Origin of the sequence: Luteimonas deserti, assembly GCF_013425765.1 — a bacterium.
GTDB lineage: Bacteria > Pseudomonadota > Gammaproteobacteria > Xanthomonadales > Xanthomonadaceae > Luteimonas > Luteimonas deserti.
Map to the genome: position 1 here is coordinate 100,917 of NZ_JACCJZ010000005.1, position 20,959 is coordinate 121,875.

At 70.0% G+C, this 20,959-nt stretch carries 20 protein-coding genes and 4 tRNA genes; 17 read left to right on the top strand and 7 right to left on the bottom strand.

Features of this window, described 5'->3' with window-relative positions:
• Positions 1-93 precede the first annotated feature (93 nt).
• Together H0E82_RS02675 and H0E82_RS02680 are read left to right on the top strand one after the other, a co-directional pair.
• On the top strand, positions 94-516 hold the full coding sequence (locus tag H0E82_RS02675; RefSeq protein WP_180543466.1) for a hypothetical protein: 423 nt from the start codon (positions 94-96) through the stop codon (positions 514-516).
• A gap of 281 nt (positions 517-797) precedes the next feature.
• Complete coding sequence (locus tag H0E82_RS02680; RefSeq protein ID WP_180543468.1) at positions 798-2,861, top strand: S8 family peptidase; 2,064 nt, start codon at positions 798-800, stop codon at positions 2,859-2,861.
• 51 nt (positions 2,862-2,912) lie between these two features.
• On the opposite strand, the gene H0E82_RS02685 is transcribed toward H0E82_RS02680, so the two are convergent.
• From H0E82_RS02685 to wrbA, 3 genes are all read right to left on the bottom strand, one after another.
• Complete coding sequence (locus tag H0E82_RS02685) at positions 2,913-3,401, bottom strand: asparaginase domain-containing protein (RefSeq protein WP_180543470.1); 489 nt, start codon at positions 3,399-3,401, stop codon at positions 2,913-2,915.
• A gap of 67 nt (positions 3,402-3,468) precedes the next feature.
• A complete protein-coding gene (locus H0E82_RS02690) occupies positions 3,469-3,816 on the bottom strand; it encodes a DUF2069 domain-containing protein (protein WP_180543472.1) in 348 nt (115 codons plus the stop codon).
• Positions 3,813-4,406, bottom strand: coding sequence for an NAD(P)H:quinone oxidoreductase (gene wrbA, locus H0E82_RS02695; protein WP_180543474.1), 594 nt, complete (start codon positions 4,404-4,406; stop codon positions 3,813-3,815). The genes H0E82_RS02690 and wrbA overlap by 4 nt, the downstream gene beginning before the upstream one ends.
• Positions 4,407-4,831: 425 nt before the next feature.
• On the opposite strand from wrbA, the gene H0E82_RS02700 reads away from it, so the two are divergent.
• Complete coding sequence (locus tag H0E82_RS02700; protein WP_180543476.1) at positions 4,832-6,106, top strand: YihY family inner membrane protein; 1,275 nt, start codon at positions 4,832-4,834, stop codon at positions 6,104-6,106.
• Positions 6,103-6,657 (top strand): TlpA family protein disulfide reductase, encoded by a 555-nt coding sequence (locus H0E82_RS02705; RefSeq protein ID WP_180543478.1) that lies wholly within the window; start codon positions 6,103-6,105, stop codon positions 6,655-6,657. The genes H0E82_RS02700 and H0E82_RS02705 overlap by 4 nt, the downstream gene beginning before the upstream one ends.
• A gap of 288 nt (positions 6,658-6,945) precedes the next feature.
• On the opposite strand, the gene ppk2 is transcribed toward H0E82_RS02705, so the two are convergent.
• The 4 genes from ppk2 to hemA form a co-directional block, all read right to left on the bottom strand.
• The gene (gene ppk2, locus H0E82_RS02710; RefSeq protein WP_180543480.1) at positions 6,946-7,746 is read right to left on the bottom strand and encodes a polyphosphate kinase 2; all 801 of its coding nucleotides are present in this window, start codon (positions 7,744-7,746) and stop codon (positions 6,946-6,948) included.
• A 355-nt stretch (positions 7,747-8,101) separates the two neighbouring features.
• Positions 8,102-8,620 (bottom strand): molybdenum cofactor biosynthesis protein B, encoded by a 519-nt coding sequence (gene moaB / locus H0E82_RS02715; RefSeq protein WP_180543482.1) that lies wholly within the window; start codon positions 8,618-8,620, stop codon positions 8,102-8,104.
• Between the two features lie 41 nt (positions 8,621-8,661).
• Positions 8,662-9,747, bottom strand: a complete 1,086-nt coding sequence (gene prfA / locus H0E82_RS02720) for a peptide chain release factor 1 (RefSeq protein ID WP_180543485.1) — start codon at positions 9,745-9,747, stop codon at positions 8,662-8,664.
• Complete coding sequence (gene hemA / locus H0E82_RS02725) at positions 9,725-11,029, bottom strand: glutamyl-tRNA reductase (RefSeq protein WP_180543487.1); 1,305 nt, start codon at positions 11,027-11,029, stop codon at positions 9,725-9,727. Before hemA ends, prfA begins: the two co-directional genes overlap by 23 nt.
• 98 nt (positions 11,030-11,127) lie before the next feature.
• On the opposite strand from hemA, the gene H0E82_RS02730 reads away from it, so the two are divergent.
• The 13 genes from H0E82_RS02730 to tuf all read left to right on the top strand — a co-directional run.
• The gene (locus tag H0E82_RS02730; protein ID WP_180543489.1) at positions 11,128-12,825 is read left to right on the top strand and encodes a tetratricopeptide repeat protein; all 1,698 of its coding nucleotides are present in this window, start codon (positions 11,128-11,130) and stop codon (positions 12,823-12,825) included.
• Complete coding sequence (lolB, locus tag H0E82_RS02735) at positions 12,822-13,484, top strand: lipoprotein insertase outer membrane protein LolB (RefSeq protein ID WP_180543491.1); 663 nt, start codon at positions 12,822-12,824, stop codon at positions 13,482-13,484. The genes H0E82_RS02730 and lolB overlap by 4 nt, the downstream gene beginning before the upstream one ends.
• On the top strand, positions 13,481-14,362 hold the full coding sequence (ispE, locus tag H0E82_RS02740) for a 4-(cytidine 5'-diphospho)-2-C-methyl-D-erythritol kinase (protein WP_180543493.1): 882 nt from the start codon (positions 13,481-13,483) through the stop codon (positions 14,360-14,362). The genes lolB and ispE overlap by 4 nt, the downstream gene beginning before the upstream one ends.
• Positions 14,363-14,427: 65 nt before the next feature.
• Positions 14,428-14,503: transfer RNA gene (locus H0E82_RS02745), tRNA-Gln, on the top strand.
• Positions 14,504-14,566: 63 nt separating this feature from the next.
• Complete coding sequence (locus H0E82_RS02750; protein WP_180543495.1) at positions 14,567-15,526, top strand: ribose-phosphate diphosphokinase; 960 nt, start codon at positions 14,567-14,569, stop codon at positions 15,524-15,526.
• Between the two features lie 83 nt (positions 15,527-15,609).
• Positions 15,610-16,263 (top strand): 50S ribosomal protein L25/general stress protein Ctc, encoded by a 654-nt coding sequence (locus H0E82_RS02755; RefSeq protein WP_180543497.1) that lies wholly within the window; start codon positions 15,610-15,612, stop codon positions 16,261-16,263.
• Positions 16,264-16,308: 45 nt separating this feature from the next.
• Entirely contained in the window at positions 16,309-16,890 is a 582-nt protein-coding gene (gene pth / locus H0E82_RS02760) for an aminoacyl-tRNA hydrolase (protein ID WP_180543499.1), read from the top strand.
• A gap of 80 nt (positions 16,891-16,970) precedes the next feature.
• Positions 16,971-18,062: a redox-regulated ATPase YchF gene (ychF, locus tag H0E82_RS02765; protein ID WP_180543501.1), complete on the top strand. Its 1,092-nt coding sequence runs from the start codon at positions 16,971-16,973 to the stop codon at positions 18,060-18,062.
• Between the two features lie 154 nt (positions 18,063-18,216).
• Positions 18,217-19,275 carry an isoaspartyl peptidase/L-asparaginase family protein gene (locus tag H0E82_RS02770; RefSeq protein WP_180543503.1) on the top strand — a complete coding sequence of 353 codons (1,059 nt, stop codon included), beginning with the start codon at positions 18,217-18,219 and terminating at the stop codon, positions 19,273-19,275.
• A 132-nt stretch (positions 19,276-19,407) separates the two neighbouring features.
• Positions 19,408-19,493, top strand: a tRNA-Tyr gene (locus H0E82_RS02775).
• Positions 19,494-19,554: 61 nt separating this feature from the next.
• A tRNA-Gly gene (locus H0E82_RS02780) sits at positions 19,555-19,628 on the top strand.
• A 38-nt stretch (positions 19,629-19,666) separates the two neighbouring features.
• Positions 19,667-19,742, top strand: a tRNA-Thr gene (locus tag H0E82_RS02785).
• 78 nt (positions 19,743-19,820) lie between these two features.
• Positions 19,821-20,959: elongation factor Tu (gene tuf / locus H0E82_RS02790; RefSeq protein WP_180543505.1), on the top strand; the 1,139-nt coding region annotated here is incomplete at its 3' end.

The following is a 20,959-nucleotide window of genomic DNA, read 5'->3' on the forward strand; positions in this document are numbered from 1 at the left end:
TGGCCATCCGGCCGGGGCGTCGCCTTTCTGGCGACGACGAGTGGTATCGGTCGCTGCTGACGGAGTGCAGGCCGACGACTGCGGAGAACGACGATGCGACGATTGCGGGGCGCGCCGGTGCAGTGGGCATGCCGCCTGGCGGTATTGGCAGTGGCACTGGTGATGATGACGGCGGGGTGTGCGATGGCGAACCAGCAGGGCGTGGACCAGGGCGATCGCCCCGGGCAACGCTTCATCGTCAAGTTCCGCGAGGGCACCTCCGAAGGGCGGGATCCGGCCGCGGTGCAGCCCCGTCTCGATGCGGCGATGGACGCGATCGCCGCCGATCGCGGTGTGCGGCTGCAGTGGCTGCATCGCATGGGAATCGGCGCCGACGTGGTGCGTGCCTCGGCGCCGGTGGATCCGGCGGCGGTGGACGCCCTGCTGGCGCAGTTGTCGGCCGATCCGGATGTGGAGTACGCCGAACTCGACGGGATGATGCACATCGGTCCGGTGCCCGAGCCGCCGGCCCGGTGAGGCGCGCGACGACGGCGTACCCGCACGGTTGCATCGGCTGGGCGGGGCGGCCGCATCCGCGCGGCGCATTCGGATCGCCGGCCGATGTGCGGATCTGTGATCCGTAGCGTGATTTGGACGGCCGGCGCCGACGCGCGGCGCTTGCGGCGGCGCGCGGCCGTCCACTAGCGTCGATCCACGCCTGCCGCATCTGCGGCGGGCGTGCGGGACCGAGGGGGCGGTGCCGATCGATGGACCAGCGGGCGCGCGACGCGCCCATCATCACTTCGGGGAGTCACCGCATGTCGAGCTTCACCTCACGCGCGCGCAGGCGCGCACTGGCTTCGGCCATCCTTGCCGCCGTCGCATCGGCCGCCGTCGCACCGGCGTTCGCGGCCGAGCGGATCGATCTGGACGGCTTGCAGTCCGCCGACCGGCACGCACGTTTCATCGTGAAGTACCGCGACGGCGCCGCTGCGCGGACCGATACCGCGGCGCTGCAGACGGCGCTGCAGAAAGCGGCCCGCGCGGTGCCTGCCGCCTCAGGCGACCGTCTCGCGCTGCGCGCGCTGCGTCGCACCGGCACCGGCGCCGAGGTCGTCACCAGTGGCCGTCCGCTCGACCGGGTCGAAGCCGAAGCGCTGATGCGCCAGCTGGCCGCGGATCCCGCGGTCGAATACGTCGAGGTCGACCGGCTGCTGCAGATCGCGCTGACCCCCAACGACACGCGCTACAACCAGCAATGGGGGTTCTTCAATCCCACCGGCGGCATCCGCGCCGACCAGGCCTGGGATGTGGCCACCGGCGCAGGCGTGGTCGTCGCCGTGCTCGATACCGGCAGCACCAGTCACAGCGATCTCGACGGGAACACCATCGCCGGCTACGACATGATCAGCGATGCCACGGTCGGTGGCGACGGCAATGGCCGCGATGCCGACCCGGCCGATCCGGGCGACTTCTACGGCGGCGATCCGTCCAGCTGGCACGGCACCCACGTCGCCGGCACCGTCGCCGCACTGACCAACAACGGCACGGGCGTGGCGGGCACGGCCTTCAATGCAAAGGTCTCGCACGTGCGCGTGCTCGGGCGCGGCGGCGGCTACACCTCCGACATCGCCGACGGCATCATCTGGGCCTCGGGCGGATCGGTGCCCGGGGTGCCCGCGAATGCCAATCCCGCCGAGGTCATCAACCTCAGCCTGGGGGGCGGCGGCAGTTGTGGCGCGACGACCCAGAACGCCATCAACGGCGCGGTGTCGCGTGGCACCACGGTCGTCGTGGCCGCGGGCAACAGCAACGCCAACGTCTCGGGCTTCACCCCGGCCAACTGCGCCAACGTCATCGCGGTCGCCGCGACCGACCAGAACGGCGCGCGGGCGAGTTTTTCCAACTACGGCACCGGGATCGACGTCTCCGCGCCCGGCGTGGGCATCGTCTCGACGCTCAACAGCGGCAGCACCACGCCCGGCGCCGAGAGCTACGCCTCGTACAACGGCACTTCGATGGCGGCGCCGCACGTGGCCGGTGTCGTGGCACTCATGCAGTCGGTGGCGCCGACCCCGCTCAGCCCGGCCCAGGTCGAGTCGATCCTCAAGAGCACGGCGCGGCCGCTGCCCGGTGCGTGTTCGGGTGGCTGCGGCGCCGGCATCATCAACGCCAAGGCGGCGGTGGACGCCGCTGCAGGCAACGGCGGCGGCACTCCGCCCGATCCCGACCCCGGCACGGGCCAGTTGCAGAACGGCGTTCCGGTGGGCGGCCTTGCCGGTGCTGCCGGCAGCACACGCACGTGGACGGTCACCGTACCGGCGGGCGCCACCAACCTGTCCATCGCCACCTCGGGCGGAACGGGCGATGCGGACCTGTACGTGCGCTTCGGCACCCAGCCCACGACCGCCACCTATGATTGCCGGCCCTACCAGAGCGGCAATGCCGAGACCTGCAGCTTCGCCGCGCCCCAGGCCGGGACCTATCACGTCATGGTGCGTGGCTATGCCGCGTATTCCGGGATGTCGCTGGTCGCCAGCTTCGTGGCTCCCAGCGGCGGCGGCACCACATTGCAGAACGGGGTGCCGGTGAGTGCCCTGTCGGGTGCGGCCGGGAGTTCGCGGACATACACGATGAACGTGCCCTCCGGCGCCACCAACCTGCAGTTCGCGCTGTCGGGTGGTACCGGCGACGCGGATCTCTACGTCCGCCGGGGCTCGGCACCGACGACGACGGTCTACGACTGCCGCCCGTACCTGAGCGGAAGCAACGAAACCTGCAGTTTCGCCACGCCGCAGCCGGGCACCTGGCACGTCACCGTGCGCGGCTACAGCGCCTATTCGGGGGCGACCCTGCGCGGGAACTTCAGCGGCGGCAACTGAGGCGCAGCGGTGTTCGCGCGGGACAGGGAGGTCCCGCGCGCTCGCGCGCCGTCACGCCAGCGGCTCGAAGCGGTTGGCCTCGACGTTCTTGCGCACCTTGAGTGGGTCCCAGATCCGTCCGTTCATCGCCACGTAGACCCCCGGTGGCTTGGACTGCACGGCGCCGACCGCGGTGCCGATGTTGAATTCCGCATCCGAACCGCGAAACCGGGCCGGGCTCAGCGCACCGGTCAGCACGATGGTCTTGTCCCCGATCGAAGCCAGCACGCGCGCGGTCTCGACCATCGAGTCGGTGCCGTGGGTCAGCAGCACGTGGCGCGCCGGCTGCGCGGCGATGGTCGCGCGGATCAGCTCGCGATCGTCGCCGGTGATGTGGAGTGAATCCTTGCGGATGATCGGGATCACACGGAACCGGAACGCGACACCCAGTTCCTCCAGCATGCGGCCGATCTGCGGCTCGCCGACCTGGTAGTCCGACTTGTCGTCGAAATAGATCTTGTCGATCGTGCCACCGGTGGTGACGATCAGCAGCTCGTCCATGCAAACGATCCTGGGGGCAGCGGGGGTCGACATGATACCGGCGCCGTCGTGCCCGCGGCCGCTGCGATCAGGCCGGCGGGCGCCTGCCGCCGAAACGCGCGCGCATGCCGGGCAGGCTTGCGGAGAACACCACGGCGAGCGACAGCGCGATGCCGCCCCAGGGCCACAGGCCGAGCTCGGGATGCGACCAGGCGTACATCACGCCATGCGAGAACCAGAACAGCGCGGCGATGCCGGACCACAACGGTGCGCTCGGCAGACCGCGCAGCACAGCCGCCAGCAGTACCAGCGGCGGCAGTACGAACACCAGCAGCGCCGCGCCGAAGTGTGCGTCTCCGCGGTGCCATGCGAGATAGAGCAACGCGATCAACGCGAGCGACGCGGCCAGGACCCGCCGGGATGCGGACGGCCTCACGGATGCAGCCGCGCGGCCAGCTGTGCGATCCGCTTGCCCAGGGCTCGCGCCAGCACAGCCTCGTCCTCGGTGGGCTGGGGATCGTCCTGCTGTCCGGCGACATGACTCGCACCGTAGGGCGTGCCACCGCCGCGGGTGGTGCTCAGCGCCGGCTCGGTATACGGGATGCCGGCGATCACGCAACCGTGGTGCAGCAGTGGCACCAGCATGGTGAGCAGCGTCGCTTCCTGACCGCCGTGCTGGCTGGCGGTCGAGGTGAACACGCCGGCCGGCTTGCCGACCAGGGTGCCGCTGGCCCATTCGGCGCCCAGGCTGTCGAGGAAGTGCTTGAGCGGGGCGGCCATGTTGCCGAAGCGCGTGGGACTGCCCAGCAGCAGGCCGCTGCACTCGGCCAGGTCTGCACGCTCGACGTAGGGGGCGCCGTCTTCCGGTACGGGCGGCGCCGCGGTCTGCGTCACCGCGGCGACCGGCGGCACCGTGCGCAGCCGGGCACTCATCCCGTCGACCTCGCCGATGCCGCGCGCGATCTGCCGCGCCAGCCGCGCGACCGAGCCGTTGCGGCTGTAGTACAGGACCAGGATGTCGGACATGGCAGGCACCGGCGTCGGAGGGGCTCCGCAGTCTGACAGGGACATCGTGTGCTGTCCGCCGGGCCGACGCCCGCTCGCCGGACGGTCTGCCTGCAGAATCCACCGCGTTCCCATGCGCCGCGGCGCGGAAGGCGACGTCCGGCTGCGTCTCGCATCGATCTCGCCGCGGTGTGGTCCGAGGACTGCGCCCCGGCGAGCGCTCCCCGGCCCTCCACGTTCCGGACCGATCGCACTGCGCGCCGCCCTCGCGGACCTGCGCGTGTTCCGCCTGTCGAAGCGTGGCGCACGGTTGCCGCCGGACCCGCCACGGGAGCGGACGGTGCACGCACACGCGCCCGCCGGCGAGGTTCGTCTGCCCGGCCTCGCACGACCCGCAGGCGGGCCGCTGCGCCGGCCCGGCATCGCCGCTTTGCTACGCTGCGCCGATGGAGCCGCTGGACACGATGGGACGCTGGATCGAACGCGCGCTGGACCGTGCACGGGCGTTGACGTTCGCGAAGTTCCTGTGGCGCCGGTTCCTCGACGACCGCCTGTTCGAGGCGGCCGGCGCACTGGCGTTCACCACCGTCTTCGCGCTGGTGCCCCTGTCGATGGTGGTCTTCGGCGTGCTCGCGGTGTTTCCGGCGTTCGGGCAATGGCGGGACCAGCTGAGCGACTACATCTTCTCCAACTTCGTGCCCGACTCGGCGCGCGCGGTGGAGGCGGTGCTGCTGCAACTGTCGACCAACACCGGCCAGTTGACGACGATCGGCGTGATCGCGCTGGTGATCTCGGTGCTGGTGACCCTGCTCAGCGTGGAGACCACGTTCAACCGGATCTGGCGGGTGAAGACGGCGCGTCCCACGGTGGCGCGCTTCCTCGTCTACTGGACCGTACTGACCCTCGGCGCGCTGGTGGCCACCGCCAGCCTGGCGGTCTCGGCGCGTTTCTTCGCGCTCGAGATCTTCAGCACCGACTCGGGACAGTTCCTGCGCGGGGTGATGCTGTGGGCGGCGCCGATGCTGATCGAGCTGGGAGCCTTCACCACCATCTACCGCGTGGTGCCGCATCGCACGGTGCAGTGGCGGCACGCCTTGGCCGGCGCGGCGCTGGCGGTGGTGCTGTCGGAGGTGGTCAAGTGGGCGATCGGCCTGTACCTGGGCAGCTTCGATGCCTACGAGCGCATTTACGGACAGATCGCTTTCCTGCCGATCTTCCTGTTGTGGGTCTACCTGAGCTGGGTCTCGATCCTGCTGGGAGCGTCGTTCGCCTCGTCGATTTCCGCGTTCCGCTACCAGCCGGCGCACATGCGCCTGCCGCGCGGCTACGAGCTCTACGGCCTGCTGCGCCTGCTCGGCCGCTTCGCCGAGGCCCGCACGCGTGGCCAGGGTCTGCACAGCGATGAGATCCAGGCGCTCGAGCCGATGCTCACCGACACCCTGGTGCAGCAGATGCTCGCCGAGCTCGCCGAGATCCAGCTGCTGCGGCGCGCCGAGACCGGTGACTGGCTGCTCGCCCGCGATCTCGACGGCATGACTCTGGCCGAGCTCTACGAAGCCTGCCACCTGCGTATCCCGATCGCCGAAGCCCACCTGCCGTGTCGCGACGATGCCCTGGGAATTGCCGCGGCGGGGGCGGTGGACGAACTGCGCATCCCGCTGCGCGACCTGCTCAAGCGCCGCGTCGCCAGCCTGTACGACCCACCGGAGACACCCGCATGATCCACCGTTCCGCCGCCTGCCTCGTCCTGCTCCTGACGCTTGTCGCCTGCCAGCGCGAGGATGCGCCCGCGCAGGCGGGCGCGCCCGACGCGGCGGCGCCGGCTGCCGCCGCCGCGACGCCGTCGTCGCGCGCGCTGCCCGCGCTGCGCGTGCCCACCGTCGACGGTGGCGTCTTCGATCTCGCCGACCACCGCGGCCGCTGGGTGGTGGTGAACTTCTGGGCCACGTGGTGCGCGCCGTGCCTGAAGGAGATGCCCGAGCTCTCGGCACTCGACGCCATGCGCGAGCACATCCAGGTGGTCGGCCTGGCCTACGAGGAGATCGAGCCGGACGCCATGCAGGCGTTCCTCACCGAGCGTCCTGTGGTCTATCCGATCGCGATCCTCGATCCCTACACGCCGCCTGCGGATTTCGAAACGCCCAAGGGTCTGCCGATGACCTATCTGATCGCGCCCGACGGGCGCGTGGCCGAGCAGATCCTCGGGCCAGTGACCGCCGAGGGTCTTGAGGCCATGATCGCGAACGCCGGCGGCCCGGCCACCGGGGCGTGATGGTGGCCGCGGGCACGCGCGTCACCGGTCGCGGTTAGGCGTCGCATCGCGCGCGGGGCGCGTGGGCAGGCGGCCGTGCCGGGCTCGCCGGCCTGCGCGCACCGGTGTCGACGCCAGCGTCGAGGTTCTCGTCGGTGGCGACCCGGATGTGCGGGCGCGCCTCCACTAATGACCGGGTGAAGGCTGCCTCGGGCCCGGGTGGCCGCGGTCGGACGCGGTTCCGCCCATCGCGCACCCGACGTCGAAGGCGTCACCCTCTCGGGCGAGCGCACAGCCACCCGCGCGCCGTCAGCGTCGCGGATCGTCCACGTCCGCGATCCCGAACGGCGCCAGCGGCGGCACGACGGCATAGCATTCGCTCGAGAGCGGGCCGGCCAATGGCGGCAGTGCGGGCGCCGGCGTGTCGATGCGGGTATCGGGCAGGCGTCGCAGCAGATCGGCGATCAGGGTCAGGCGCCCGCGTCGCTGGTCGTTGAAGTCCACAAGCGTCCAGGGTGCATACGCGGTGTGGGTGGCGGCGAGCATCGCCTCCCGTGCACGGGTGTAGTCGTCGTAACGGTCGCGCGCGGCGATGTCGACCGGGGAGAGCTTCCAGCGCTTGAGCGGATCGTCGAGCCGCTCGGCGAACCGCGCCTCCTGCTGCGCCTGGTCGCAGCCGAGCCAGTACTTGAACAGCAGGATCCCGTCGTCGACCAGTTGCCGTTCGAACACCGGAGCATCGCGCAGGAAAGCCGCGACCTGGGGTTCGGTCGCATACCCCATCACCCGCTCGACGCCGGCCCGGTTGTACCAGCTGCGATCGAACAGCGCGATCTCGCCCGCCGCCGGCAGATGCGCCACGTAACGCTGGAAATACCACTGGCCCTGCTCGCGATCGGACGGCTTGGGCAAGGCGGTCACCCGGCACTGGCGCGGATTGAGGTGTTCCGACAAGGCCTTGATGGTGCCGCCCTTGCCGGCGGTGTCGCGGCCTTCGACGATGACCAGAACCCGTTGCCCGCTCACCTGCAGCCAGTGTGCGAGTTCGGCGAGCGCGACCTGCATCGGCTCAAGCGCGGCCTCGTAGGCTTTCCGGCCGAGCGTGCCCATCAGCGCGGACGTCCCGACGCGGGACGGGCCGTGCGCACAAGGACGCGTGGACTCTGCGCAGCCGGGACCGGCAATCCGCGGTCACCCCGTTCGAGGCCGCGCAACGCGACCGTCGGCGCGTTCCCGGTCCCCCGGCGCGCCTGCACCGTGATCCCTGCCGGACGTGCGGGCAGCAGGGGCGCGAACGTGTCGGACGCGCGCCTCGGAGCGTCAGCGCGTGGCGCGACGATTGGCCCGCCGCGCATCCGGGCAATCATATGCGTCGCACCGAACCGGAGCCTCGTCGCAGGCAGGGCGGCCCCCGTAAGGCCGCAGGCGTCTGCGTCTCGTCCGAGCGCATGCGCAAGAGCCGGCGTCATTCTTTCAGCCGCGGACGCAGGGTGGCGAGATTGCAGGGCTTCGTGCGCGCGTCGAGCTGCTGGCGGACGATCTTTTCCCATGCGGTGCGGCAGGCCGACGTCGAGCCCGGCAACGCGAACACGAACGTCGCATTGGCCAGACCGGCGAACGCGCGCGACTGCAGCGCGGAGGTGCCGATCTCCTCGAAGGAAACCGCCCGGAACAGTTCGCCGAAGCCGGGCATCTGCTTGTCCAGCAGCGGCACGAGGGCCTCGGGGGTCGAGTCGCGGCCGGTGAAGCCGGTGCCCCCGGTGACCAGGATGCCGTCGACATCCGGATCGGCGATCCATCTGGAGACGAGCGCGCGCATCGCATACCGGTCGTCGGGCAACAGGGCACGCTCGGCGACGCGATGGCCGTCGAGAGCCAGCGCGTCGACGAGATAATCGCCGGAGCTGTCGGTCTCGGGACTGCGGCTGTCGGACACCGTCAGCACGCAGATGCGCAGTGGAATGAAGTCGTGATGTGCGGTCATGGCCGCAGCCTAGCGCATCGCGCCGCGCGACCGCGTAGGCGTCAGCTGCCTGCGGTGAGCTCGGCCAGCACGTCGGCCTGGTGCTCCAGTGACAGCCGCTCGACCAGCGGGTCGAGGTTGCCTTCGAGCACGTTGGGCAGGTCGTACAGGGTGAGGCCTTCGACGCGATGGTCGGTGATCCGCCCCTGCGGATAGTTGTAGGTGCGGATCCGCTGGCTGCGATCGCCACTGCCCACCTGCAGCTTGCGGATCTCGGCCGTGGCGGCTGCCCGGCGCTCGGCTTCGGCCTCGGCGAGCATCGCGCGCAGGCGCTTCATCGCCTTGTCGCGGTTGGCGTGCTGGCTGCGCTCGGTCTGCGATTCGACGACCACGCCGCTGGGCACGTGGGTGATGCGGATCGCCGAGTCGGTCTTGTTGACGTGCTGCCCGCCGGCGCCCGACGAGCGGAAGGTGTCGACCTTCAGGTCCGCGGGGTTGAGCACGATCTCGACCGAATCGTCCTCGAGCGGAATGATCGCCACGGTCGCCGCCGACGTGTGGATGCGGCCCTGGGATTCGGTCTCGGGCACGCGCTGTACGCGGTGCGTGCCGGATTCGAACTTCAGCCGCGCATAGGCACCGGCACCGTCGACGGCGGCGATGATCTCGCGGAATCCGCCGTGCTCGCCCGGGCTCGCCGACTCCACCTCGATCCGCCAGCCCTGGCGTTCGGCATAGCGGCTGTACATGCGGAACAGATCGCCGGCGAAGATCGCCGCCTCGTCGCCGCCGGTGCCGGCGCGGATCTCGAGATACAGGCCACCTTCGTCGCGTGCGTCGCGCGGCACCAGCAGCGCGAGCAGCCTGGCCTCGAGCGCCTGCAGCCGGGCCTCGCCGTCGGCGATCTCGTCCTGGGCCAGTTCACGCATGTCCGGTTCGGCGAGCATCGCGCGCGCCGCGGCGAGGTCGGCATGGGTGCGAGCTTCTTCGGCCAGCGCCGAGGCGAGCGGCTCGAGCTGGGCGAATTCACGCGACAAGGCGCGGAACCGCGCCTGGTCGGCGACGGTGGCGGGATCGGACAGCAGGCGTTCGAGTTCTTCGCGGCGTTCGGCCAGCGCCTCGAGCTTACGGCGCAGGGTCGGCAGCATCGGCATCCAGAGGGGAAGTGTCGTCCAGCGGCGGCAGCAGCTGGTCCAGGCGGTCCGCCAGGACGTCGTCGCCGCGCAGGGCGGCTTCGCGCAGCGCCGCGGTGGGCAGGTGCAGGAGGCGGTTGGTCAACCCGTGTGCGAGCTGTTCGAGCACGGCGTCAGGCGAGCGGCCTGCGGCGAGCTGCTGTCGCGCGCGGGCCAGTGCGTCCCCGCGGATGGCCTCGCCGTGCGCGCGCAGGCGCCGCACCGGCGCCAGGCGGCTGCTGGCGGCGCGCGCCTCGCCGTAGCGCGTGACCTGCAGGTCGATGATCGCCTCCGCATCGCCCGCCGCTTCGCGCCGCCCGCGCCGGTTGTCGTCGAGCGTGCGTTCGAGATCGTCGACGGTGTACAGAAACACGTCGCGCAGTTCGGCCACGTCCGCCGCGATGTCGCGCGGCACGGCCAGGTCCATCAGCAGCATGGGCCGGTGCTTGCGCGCTTCCAGCGCCGCCGAGACCTGGGGGCGGGTCAGCAGCGGCTCGCGGCTGGCGGTGGCCGAAAGCACGACATCGGCGAGGAAGAGATGGCGGTCGAGTTCGTCGAGCGGCAATGCGATGCCGCCGTGCCGGGCCGCGAGATCCTGGGCATGGCCATAGGTGCGGTTGGCCACGAGCAGGCGCTTGACCTTGGCCTGGACCAGGTGACGCGCGGCCAGTTCGATGGTCTCGCCGGCGCCGATCAGCAGCACCGCCGATTCCGACAGCCGGGCGAACGACTCCTGGGCCAGGCGCACTGCGAGCGAGGCCACCGAAACCGGGCTGGTCCCGATCCGGGTCTCGCTGCGCGCCCGCTTGGCCGTTACGAAGGCGTGCTGGAATACGCGGTCGAGCTCGCCGCCGAGCGTGCCCGCGCCGCGCGCGGTCGCCCAGGCCTGCTTCACCTGGCCGAGGATCTGCGGCTCGCCCAGGACCAGCGAATCCAGCCCGGTCGCCACGCGGAACAGGTGCCGGGCCGCCGCCTCGTCGCGATGCCGGTAGAGATAGGCATGCAGCGAGCCGCCGGCGGCGCCGGCGTCGCGATCGGGGTGGGTGGCCAGCCAGTCGGCCAGCGCCGTGCCGTCGTCGTCAGCGATGGCGTACACCTCGGTGCGGTTGCAGGTGGACAACAGCGCCACCTCGCGCACGCCCGGCAACCTCCGCAGCTCCGCCAGCGCAGCGGCCACGGCCTCGCCGGCGAACGCGACGCGCTCGCGCAGGGCGACCGGCGCGGTCTGGTGGTTGATGCCGAGTGCGAACAGGCTCATTGGGCTGGCGGGCCGGGGGCCGATCCCGCGATCGACGTTCAGGCGCTTGCGATAAGCTTTCCGGGGAAGGCGCCCATTTTACGGCCCGGTTGCTCCTGATGCCCGTTTTCGACTCGGTGAGGTCCGCGGCGTTGCCCGCGGCGCTGTTCCTGGCATTGTCCGGTGTGGCCGGCGCGGCGGACGCGCAGCGGACCGCGCCTGCAGGCGATCCCCTGCAGGCGGACGTGCTCGGCGCGACCCTGGCCGGTGAATTCGCGGTCCAGGCCGGGCGGCTGGACGAGGCCGCCGACTGGTATCTGGCAGCGGCCCGGCATTCCGACGGCGATGCCGGCCTGGCCGAGCGCGCCACGCGCATCGCCCTGTTGGCCGGCGACGACCGTCGCGCGGCGCAGGCGCTCGACCTGTGGCGCCGCAGCGCGCCCGGATCCCTGCCGATGCGCGCCGCCGAAGCGACGCTGAGCCTGCGCAGCGGTCGCGACCGCGTCGCCCGGCGTCAGCTCGACGCACTCCTGCGCAGCTCCGATGCGACCGGTTGGCGGCACGCCTTCACCGTGCTCGCCGGCGGCGGGCGCAATCCGGAGCAGGCGGGTCGCATGCTCGAGCGGCTGGTCGCCGACCGGGCCATTCCGGATGTACTGCAGGCGTGGATGGCCTTCGGCGGCCTGGCCCAGCGCCTGGACCGCAGCGATCTGACCGAACGCATTCTCGACACCATCGTGGCCCGCTTTCCCGGCGAGCCGCGCGTGGCCCTGCTCCGCGCCAGCCAGCTGCGCGAATCCGGGCGCCCCGACGACGCGCGCGCCGCGTTGCAGGCGATGGGCGAGGACGCGGCGCTGATCGGTCCGGACGTGCGCCTGGCGATCGCGGTCGAATACGAGGCGCTGGGCGACCTGCACCAGGCCGAGCGCATCCTGGCCAAGGGACCGCAGGACGGGCGCACCTACGTGGTCCGCGCCTCACTGCTGGCGCGTGCCGAGGACAAGGCGACGCTCGCCGCGTTGTACGACGAGGTCCGGGCGGTGGCGATCGCGCCCAATCCCGCGCAGCGCCTGCTGCTGGGGCAGATGGCCGAGTACCTCGAGCAGTTCGACGAGGCGTTGAACTGGTACGACACCGTGCCCGGCGGCGGCGAGCGCCTGCAGGCGCGTCTGCGCGGCGCGCGCGTGCTCCACAAGCTGGAGCGGCGCGACGAGGCCTGGCAGCGTCTGCGCGCGCTGCAGTCGGACAATGCCGCCGACGAGGACACGCGGCGTGACGCCTATCTGCTGGAGGCGGAACTGCGTCGCGAGGACGAGGATCCGGCCGAGCTCGACGTCTACAACCTGGGTCTCGGCGCGATGCCGGACGATCCCGCCATCCTGTATGCACGTGCGTTGATGTGGGAGCGCAGGGACGACATCGCCCGCGCCGAAGCCGACCTGCGCCGGATCCTGGTCCAGGACCCGGAAAACGTGGCGGCCCTCAATGCGCTGGGCTACACCCTGGCCGATCGCACCCAGCGCTACACCGAAGCCCTCGAACTGATCGACCGTGCGCGTCTCGCCGAGCCCGACAATGCCGCGATCATCGACAGTTACGGCTGGGTGCTCTATCGCCTCGGCCGGCACGCCGAAGCGCTGGTGGAGCTGCGCCGGGCCTATTCGATGATGAAGGACGCCGAGGTGGCGGCGCATATCGCCGAGGTGCTCTGGGTGATGGGTCGCCGCGACGAGGCCCGGCGCTACTTCGACGAGGCCCGCGGCCTCGATCCGGAGAACCGGTCGCTGCTGCGCGCGCTCGGGACAACCGGCGCATGACGCCGCGTCTGGCCTGTCTTGCGCTGCTGGCGGGCGCGCTCGCCGCCTGTAGCAGCGTTCCGGAGCGCCCTCCGGCCCGGACCGCGGTGCTGGCGCCGGAGGCCCGCCTGGCCGCCGAGGCCCGACTGGCCGAACGCGAATCCGTGGTACGCGCGCTGCCGGCATACGGGTTCGCCGGACGGGTGGCCATGTCCAACGGCCGCGACGGCGGCAACGGCCGGCTCGACTGGCGGCAGTCGGGCGCCAGCTTCAGCGTGGCCTTGACCGCGCCGGTCACCCGGCAGAGCTGGCGGCTCACTGGGGATCCGGACCGGGCGCGCATCGAGGGCCTCGACGGCGGCCCGCGCGAGGACAGCGACGTCGTCCGCCTCTTGTGGGAGGCCACGGGCTTCGACATTCCGGTCGCAGCGCTGGCGGCCTGGGCCGCGGGCATGCGCGCCGAGCCGGCCCGCTTCGGGGAGGCCGAGGTCGAATTCACGGCGGACGGCCAGCTGGCACGGCTGCGCCAGAACGGCTGGACCATCGACTATCTCGACTGGCAATCGGATGCGGCCGGGTCGGTGCCGGCGTTGCCGGTGCGGATCAACGCCGCGCGTGAAGCGGCCCGCGTGCGTCTGATCGTCGATGCCTGGATGCCCGACAGCTCCGACACGCCATGACGTCCGCGCGTGACGCATCCCCTTGGACCGCCTGGCCCGCGCCGGCCAAGCTCAACCTGTTCCTGCGGATTACCGGGCAGCGGCCTGACGGGTATCACGCTCTGCAGACCATCTTCCGGCTTCTCGACTGGGGCGACACCATTCATCTGCGCCCCCGCAACGACGGGCGCATCGTGCGGCAGGGCGAGACGCTTCCGGGGCTGGCGGCGGAGGACGATCTGGTCGTGCGTGCGGCAATCGCGATTCAAAGGGCCACGAACGTCGGCCAAGGTGTGGACATCCGGGTCGAAAAGCGCATCCCGTCCGGCGCAGGACTGGGCGGCGGCTCCTCCGACGCGGCGACCGTGCTGCGGGCGCTCGACCAGCTCTGGGGCTGCGACCTGGGCCCGGATCGGCTGGCTGCGCTCGGCCTCGCATTGGGGGCGGACGTGCCGGTGTTCGTCCATGGACGCAACGCCTGGGGCGAAGGCGTCGGCGAAGCGCTCACTCCGGTCGATCTGCCGCCGGCCTGGTATCTCCTCGCCGACCCCGGCGTGCACGTGAACACCGGCGCGCTCTTCCAGTCCCCTGAATTGACGCGAAATGCCGAGCCCGCGACAATGGCCGACTTCGTTTCAGGTGCAGTGCTCGGCAATGCGTTCGAGCCGGTCCTGCGCTGCCGCGAACCGGTCGTCGCGACCGTGTTCGATGTGCTGGCGCAGGTCGGAACGCCGCGGTTGACCGGTACGGGCAGCGGCTGCTTCGTCGAATTCGCCACACGCGAATCCGCCGAAGCCGCACAGGCGCGGGTTGCATCGCGGCTCCGGTCCCGCGTCGTGGCCGGTGCGGTGCATTCGCGCTTGCTCGACGCGTTGGAGACGGGAGGCGGGGACTGGTGACTGGGATTTCGTAGGCGCGGCGATCCGCCCCGACACGAATGCCCATTCGCGAGTCACCGCTTTCAAGGGGCGTCGCCAAGTGGTTAAGGCACCGGGTTTTGATCCCGGCATTCGCAGGTTCGAATCCTGCCGCCCCTGCCAATCTCCCCGTGCTCCGGCACGGTCCACTCATCCGCTCGGTCAGAGCGACGCGGAACCGCCGACATGAAAGACGAACGCAATCTCCTGATTTTCTCCGGCAATGCCAACCGTCCGCTGGCCAAGGCGGTCTGCGGGGAACTGGGCGTGCGCATGGGCAAGGCGCTCGTCTCCACGTTCTCCGATGGCGAGGTCCAGGTGGAGATCGAGGAGAACGTGCGCCGGCAGGACGTCTTCCTGCTGCAACCCACCTGCGCGCCGGCGGCCGAGAACCTGATGGAACTGCTGGTGCTGATCGATGCGCTCAAGCGCGCGTCGGTGGCCAGCGTCACCGCGGTGATGCCGTACTTCGGCTATTCGCGCCAGGACCGTCGCCTGCGTTCGACCCGGGTGCCGATCACCGCCAAGGTGGCGGCGAAGATGGTGACCGCGGCCGGTGCCGACCGTGTGCTAACGGTCGACCTGCACGCGGACCAGATCCAGGGTTTCTTCGACATTCCGGTCGACAACGTCTATGCCTCGCCGCTGCTGCTGGCCGACATCTGGCGCGCGCACGGCACCGACAACATGGTCGTGGTCTCGCCCGACGTGGGCGGCGTGGTCCGTGCCCGGGCGATCGCCAAGCGGCTCGACGACGCGGACCTGGCGATCATCGACAAGCGCCGTCCACGTGCCAACGTCTCGACGGTGATGAACATCATCGGTGACGTGAACGGCAAGACCTGCGTGCTCGTGGACGACATCGTCGATACCGCCGGCACCCTGTGCGCCGCGGCGGCCGCATTGAAGGCGCAGGGCGCCACCAAGGTCGTCGCCTACTGCACCCATCCGGTGCTGTCGGGCGCGGCCATCGACAACCTCAACAAGTCGCAGCTCGACGAGATGGTGGTCACCGACACCATTCCGCTGTCGGAGGCCGCGCGCGGTTGCGCGCGCATCCGCCAGCTCAGCGTCGCCGAGCTGCTGGCCGAAACGATCCGCCGGATCGCGTTCGGAGAATCGGTCAGTTCGCTCTACGTCGACTGACCTGCTGCAACGTCTCGTCTGGTCGCGGACGAGACGCTTCACCGCCGTGAGGCGGTGCCAACCTCAGAAAAGTGAAACCGAAAATGGCCACCACGCATGAAATCAAGGTGCAGCGCCGCGAGGACGAGGGGAAGGGTGCGAGCCGCCGCCTCCGTCTTGCCGGCAACGTGCCTGCCGTCGTCTACGGCGGCGACCTCAAGCCCGTCAGCATCGAGCTGAGCCACAACGACGTCTGGCTCGCCAGCCAGCACGAGTGGTTCTACGCCTCGATCCTCGACCTGAGCCTCAACGGCGACGTCCAGAAGGTGCTGCTGCGCGATATGCAGCGTCATCCGTTCAAGCAGCAGATCCTGCACCTGGACTTCCAGCGCGTGAACGAGAACGAGCGCATCCGCACCGCGGTGCCGCTGCATTTCATCAACGAGGACACCTCGCCGGCCGGGAAGGCCGCCGACGTCGTGATCACGCACGAGCTCAACGAAGTCACCGTGACCTGCCTGCCGGGCGACCTGCCGGAGTTCGTCGAAGTCGACCTGGGCAAGATGGTCGTCGGCGACATTGTCCACCTGTCGCAGATCACGCTGCCCAAGGGCGTCGAGATCCCCGAGCTGGCGCTGGGCGCGGACCACGACGTCGCCGTGGTCGTGGCCAAGCACGGCCGCGTGGAAGCCGAGCCGGCCGAGGGTGAGGAGTCGGCCGACGTGCCGGCCACCAAGGCCGCGAAGGACGACGAGTAATCGTCGCGCGGGCGCGCCTTCGGGTGCGCCCGCGTTGCCGTCACGATGGCAGGACTGCGACTGATCGTCGGGCTGGGCAATCCCGGTCCCGAATATGCACGGACCCGGCACAACGCCGGGTTCCGTTTTGTCGACGAGCTCGCCGCGAAGGCGGGCGTGTCGTTCCGGCTCGACAGCAAGCTGTTCGGCGAAACCGCGAAGATCGAGGTCGCGGGCCAGCCGGTCTGGCTGCTCAAGCCGGCCACGTTCATGAATCTCAGTGGCAAGTCCGTCACGGCTGCGCTGCGGTTCTGGAAGTTCGATTCCGACCAGGCGCTGCTCGCACACGACGAGCTGGATCTTCCTCCGGGTACCGCGCGGCTGAAGTTCGGCGGCGGCCACGGCGGCCAGAACGGTCTTCGCGACACGATGAAGCTGCTCGGCCACGGTGCCTTCCATCGGCTGCGCATCGGCATCGGCCATCCCGGCCACAAGGACAAGGTCACGCCGTGGGTCCTGGGCCGCGCGAGTGCGGACGACGACATCCTGATCGGCCGCGCGATCGATGATGCGATCGACGTGATGCCGCTCGCGGTCGAAGGCAATTTCATGGATGCGATGACACGGTTGCACACGGTGAAGCCGTGATTGGTGATTGGTGATTCGAATGTGCGGCGCCGGCTGCGTGTTCGAATCGCCAATCACGAATCCCGAATCACGGATCTGCAATGGGCATCAAATGCGGCATCGTCGGTCTGCCGAACGTCGGCAAGTCGACCCTCTTCAATGCGTTGACCAAGGCGGGCATCGCCGCGGCCAACTTTCCGTTCTGCACGATCGAGCCGAACGTCGGCATCGTGCCCGTGCCGGACCTGCGCCTCAACGCGCTGGCGGCGATCGTCAAGCCGCAGAAGGTGCTGCCGACCGCGGTCGAGTTCGTCGACATCGCCGGCCTGGTCGCCGGTGCGGCGAGCGGTGAGGGGCTGGGCAACAAGTTTCTGTCGCACATCCGCGAGGTCGACGCGATCACGCATGTGGTGCGCTGCTTCGAGAACCCCGACGTCATCCACGTCAACAACAAGGTCGACCCGATCGCCGATATCGACACCATCGATACCGAGCTGGCGCTGGCCGACCTGGATTCGGTGGAGCGTGCGCTGCAGCGCGCCGAGCGTTCGGCCAAGACCGGCGACAAGGACGCCAAGGTCCGCGCCGAGGTGCTGGGCCGCGTCCACAAGGGGCTGGCCGACGGCCAGCCGGTGCGGGCGCTGAAGCTCTCCGACGAGGACAACACGGCGATCCGCGACCTGTTCCTGCTGACCGCGAAGCCCGTGCTGTACATCGCCAACGTGCTGGAGGACGGCTTCGAGAACAACCCGCATCTCGACGCCGTTCGCGCGCGCGCGGCGGGCGAGGGCGCCGAGGTCGTGCCGGTGTCGGCGGCGATCGAGGAAGAACTCTCGCAGCTGGAGGACGCCGACCGCGATGCGTTCCTGACCGATCTCGGTCTCGACGAGCCGGGCCTCAACCGGGTCATCCGGGCTGCCTATGGCCTGTTGGCGCTGCAGACCTACTTCACCGCCGGCGTCAAGGAAGTGCGCGCGTGGACGGTGAAGATCGGCGCGACCGCGCCGCAGGCGGCCGCGGTGATCCACACCGATTTCGAGAAGGGCTTCATCCGCGCCGAAGTGGTCGGCTACGACGACTTCATCCGCTACAACGGCGAATCGGGCGCCAAGGAAGCGGGCAAGTGGCGCCTGGAAGGGAAGGACTACATCGTCAAGGACGGCGACGTGATGCATTTCCGCTTCAACGTCTGATCCGGTCGCGGGCGATGCGGAGGCGCCTGCGGGCGCCTTTCGCATGTCGGGACGCCTGCATTCGAGGCAAGAGCGGGAGGGGCGACGATCGGGCAGGCCGGCATCCGCGGCAATGCGTGCCTACACTCCGGTCATTCCCGCTCCGGAGTCCGCCATGCGCCATCTGTCCCGTTCCATCTGTCTGCTGCTCGTATCGACCGGATGCGCATTCGCGGCCACGCCGGCCGAGCCTGCGCCGGGCGGCGGCCCGGTCCTGGTGATCCATGGCGGCGCAGGTGTCGTGCGCGGGAGCCTGAGTGCCGCCGAGCAGACCGCTGCGCGCCAGGCTCTGGCAGCGGCGCTGCGCGAGGGGCATGCGCTGCTGCAGGCGGGGCGCCCGGCGCTCGATGCGGTGGTCGCGGCGATCACCGTGCTCGAGGACGATCCCGCCTTCAACGCCGGGCGCGGCGCGGTGTTCACCCACGAGGGTGTCAACGAGCTCGACGCGTCCCTGATGGATGGCACCACGCGCGCGGCCGGCGCCGTGGCGGGTGTGCGCCGCATCCGCAATCCCATCCAGCTGGCGCGGCGGGTGATGGAGGATTCGCCGCATGTGATGCTGATGGGCGAGGGCGCGGAGCGCTTCGCCCAGGCGCAGGGTGTCGGCTTCGAGGATCCGGCCTGGTTCCGCACCGAAAAGCGCTGGCAGCAACTCGAGAAAGCGCGTGCCGATGCGGACGCGGCGCGCAATGCCCAGGCGACCAGGACGCACGATCCGCTGCGCTACTTCGGTACGGTCGGCGCAGTCGCGCTCGATACCGGCGGCGGGCTCGCGGCCGGCACCTCGACGGGCGGCATGACCGACAAGCGCTGGGGCCGGATCGGCGACGCGCCGGTGATCGGGGCCGGCACCTGGGCCGACGGCGGCTGCGCGGTGTCGGGCACGGGCTGGGGCGAGTTCTACCTGCGCAGCGCCGCCGCGCACGCCGTCTGCAGCCGGGTCTCGCTGCTCGGCGAGGACATCGGGACGGCGGCCGCGACGGTCATCAACCGCGACATCCCGGCGCTGGGTGGCAATGGCGGCGCGATCGCACTCGCCTCGGACGGTCGCTTCGCCCTGCCGTTCAACACCGAAGGCATGTACCGGGGCTGGATCGGTGCCGACGGCATCGCCCATGTTGCGATCGGCCCGGACGACGTCGCGGCGATGGCGCCGGACGGCGCCGACCGGTAACATGCGCCCCCCGGTCTCCGCCTTCGCGGCGGAGTGATGGTTCCGGCCCCGATCCGCTGCGATGCGGCGTTGACAGGATCGGGAACTGGGCCCAAAATCGCGGGCTGTTTTCACCGGCACGACGAAAACGCCGGAGGGATACCCAAGCGGCCAACGGGGGCAGACTGTAAATCTGCTGGCTTACGCCTTCGGTGGTTCGAATCCACCTCCCTCCACCATTTCGGCACGGTGGAACAATTGCAGTGCGACAGGTTGTAATGCGGTAGGCAGGATCCCGGTGCGGGAGTAGTTCAATGGTAGAACCTCAGCCTTCCAAGCTGATGGTGCGGGTTCGATCCCCGTCTCCCGCTCCATTGCACGGCTCCGGCCGCACCCTGCAGTTCACATCGTTGCTCACGTAGCTCAGTCGGTAGAGCACCTCCTTGGTAAGGAGGAGGTCGAAGGTTCGATTCCTTTCGTGAGCACCATCTTCCGCAGTCCCGCCGGTCCGCGATTCCAGCGCAGCACGCGGTCATCACTTCACCAGATTTCGAGACAAGGCAGCCATGGCAAAGGGTAAGTTCGAGCGCACCAAGCCCCACGTGAACGTGGGCACGATTGGTCACGTGGACCACGGCAAGACGACGCTGACGGCGGCGCTGACGAAGATCGGTGCGGAGCGTTTCGGCGGCGAATTCAAGGCCTATGACGCGATCGACGCGGCGCCGGAAGAGAAGGCGCGCGGCATCACGATCTCGACCGCGCACGTGGAATACGAGTCCGAGAAGCGCCACTACGCGCACGTCGACTGCCCGGGCCACGCCGACTACGTCAAGAACATGATCACCGGTGCGGCGCAGATGGACGGCGCGATCCTGGTGTGTTCGGCCGCGGACGGCCCGATGCCGCAGACCCGCGAGCACATCCTGCTCTCGCGCCAGGTCGGCGTGCCGTACATCGTCGTGTTCCTGAACAAGGCCGACATGGTCGACGACGCCGAGCTGCTCGAGCTGGTCGAGATGGAAGTGCGCGAGCTGCTGTCGAAGTACGAGTTCCCGGGCGACGACACCCCGATCATCCACGGCTCGGCCCGCCTGGCGCTGGAAGGCGACCAGAGCGAGATCGGCGTGCCGGCGATCCTGAAGCTGGTCGACGCGCTCGACACCTGGATCCCGGAGCCGGAGCGTGACGTCGACAAGGCGTTCCTGATGCCGGTCGAGGACGTGTTCTCGATCTCGGGCCGCGGCACCGTGGTGACCGGCCGCATCGAGCGCGGCGTGATCAAGGTGGGCGAGGAAATCGAGATCGTCGGTATCCGCGCGACCCAGAAGACCACGGTCACGGGCGTCGAGATGTTCCGCAAGCTGCTCGACCAGGGCCAGGCGGGCGACAACGCCGGTCTGCTGCTGCGCGGCACCAAGCGTGACGACGTCGAGCGCGGCCAGGTGCTGTGCAAGCCGGGTTCGATCAAGCCGCACACCGATTTCGAAGCCGAAGTCTACGTGCTGTCGAAGGACGAGGGCGGCCGTCACACCCCGTTCTTCAAGGGCTACCGTCCGCAGTTCTACTTCCGCACCACCGACATCACCGGTGCGGTCGAGCTGCCGGAAGGCACCGAGATGGTGATGCCGGGCGACAACGTGAAGATGGTGGTCACGCTGATCAACCCGGTGGCGATGGACGAAGGCCTGCGCTTCGCGATCCG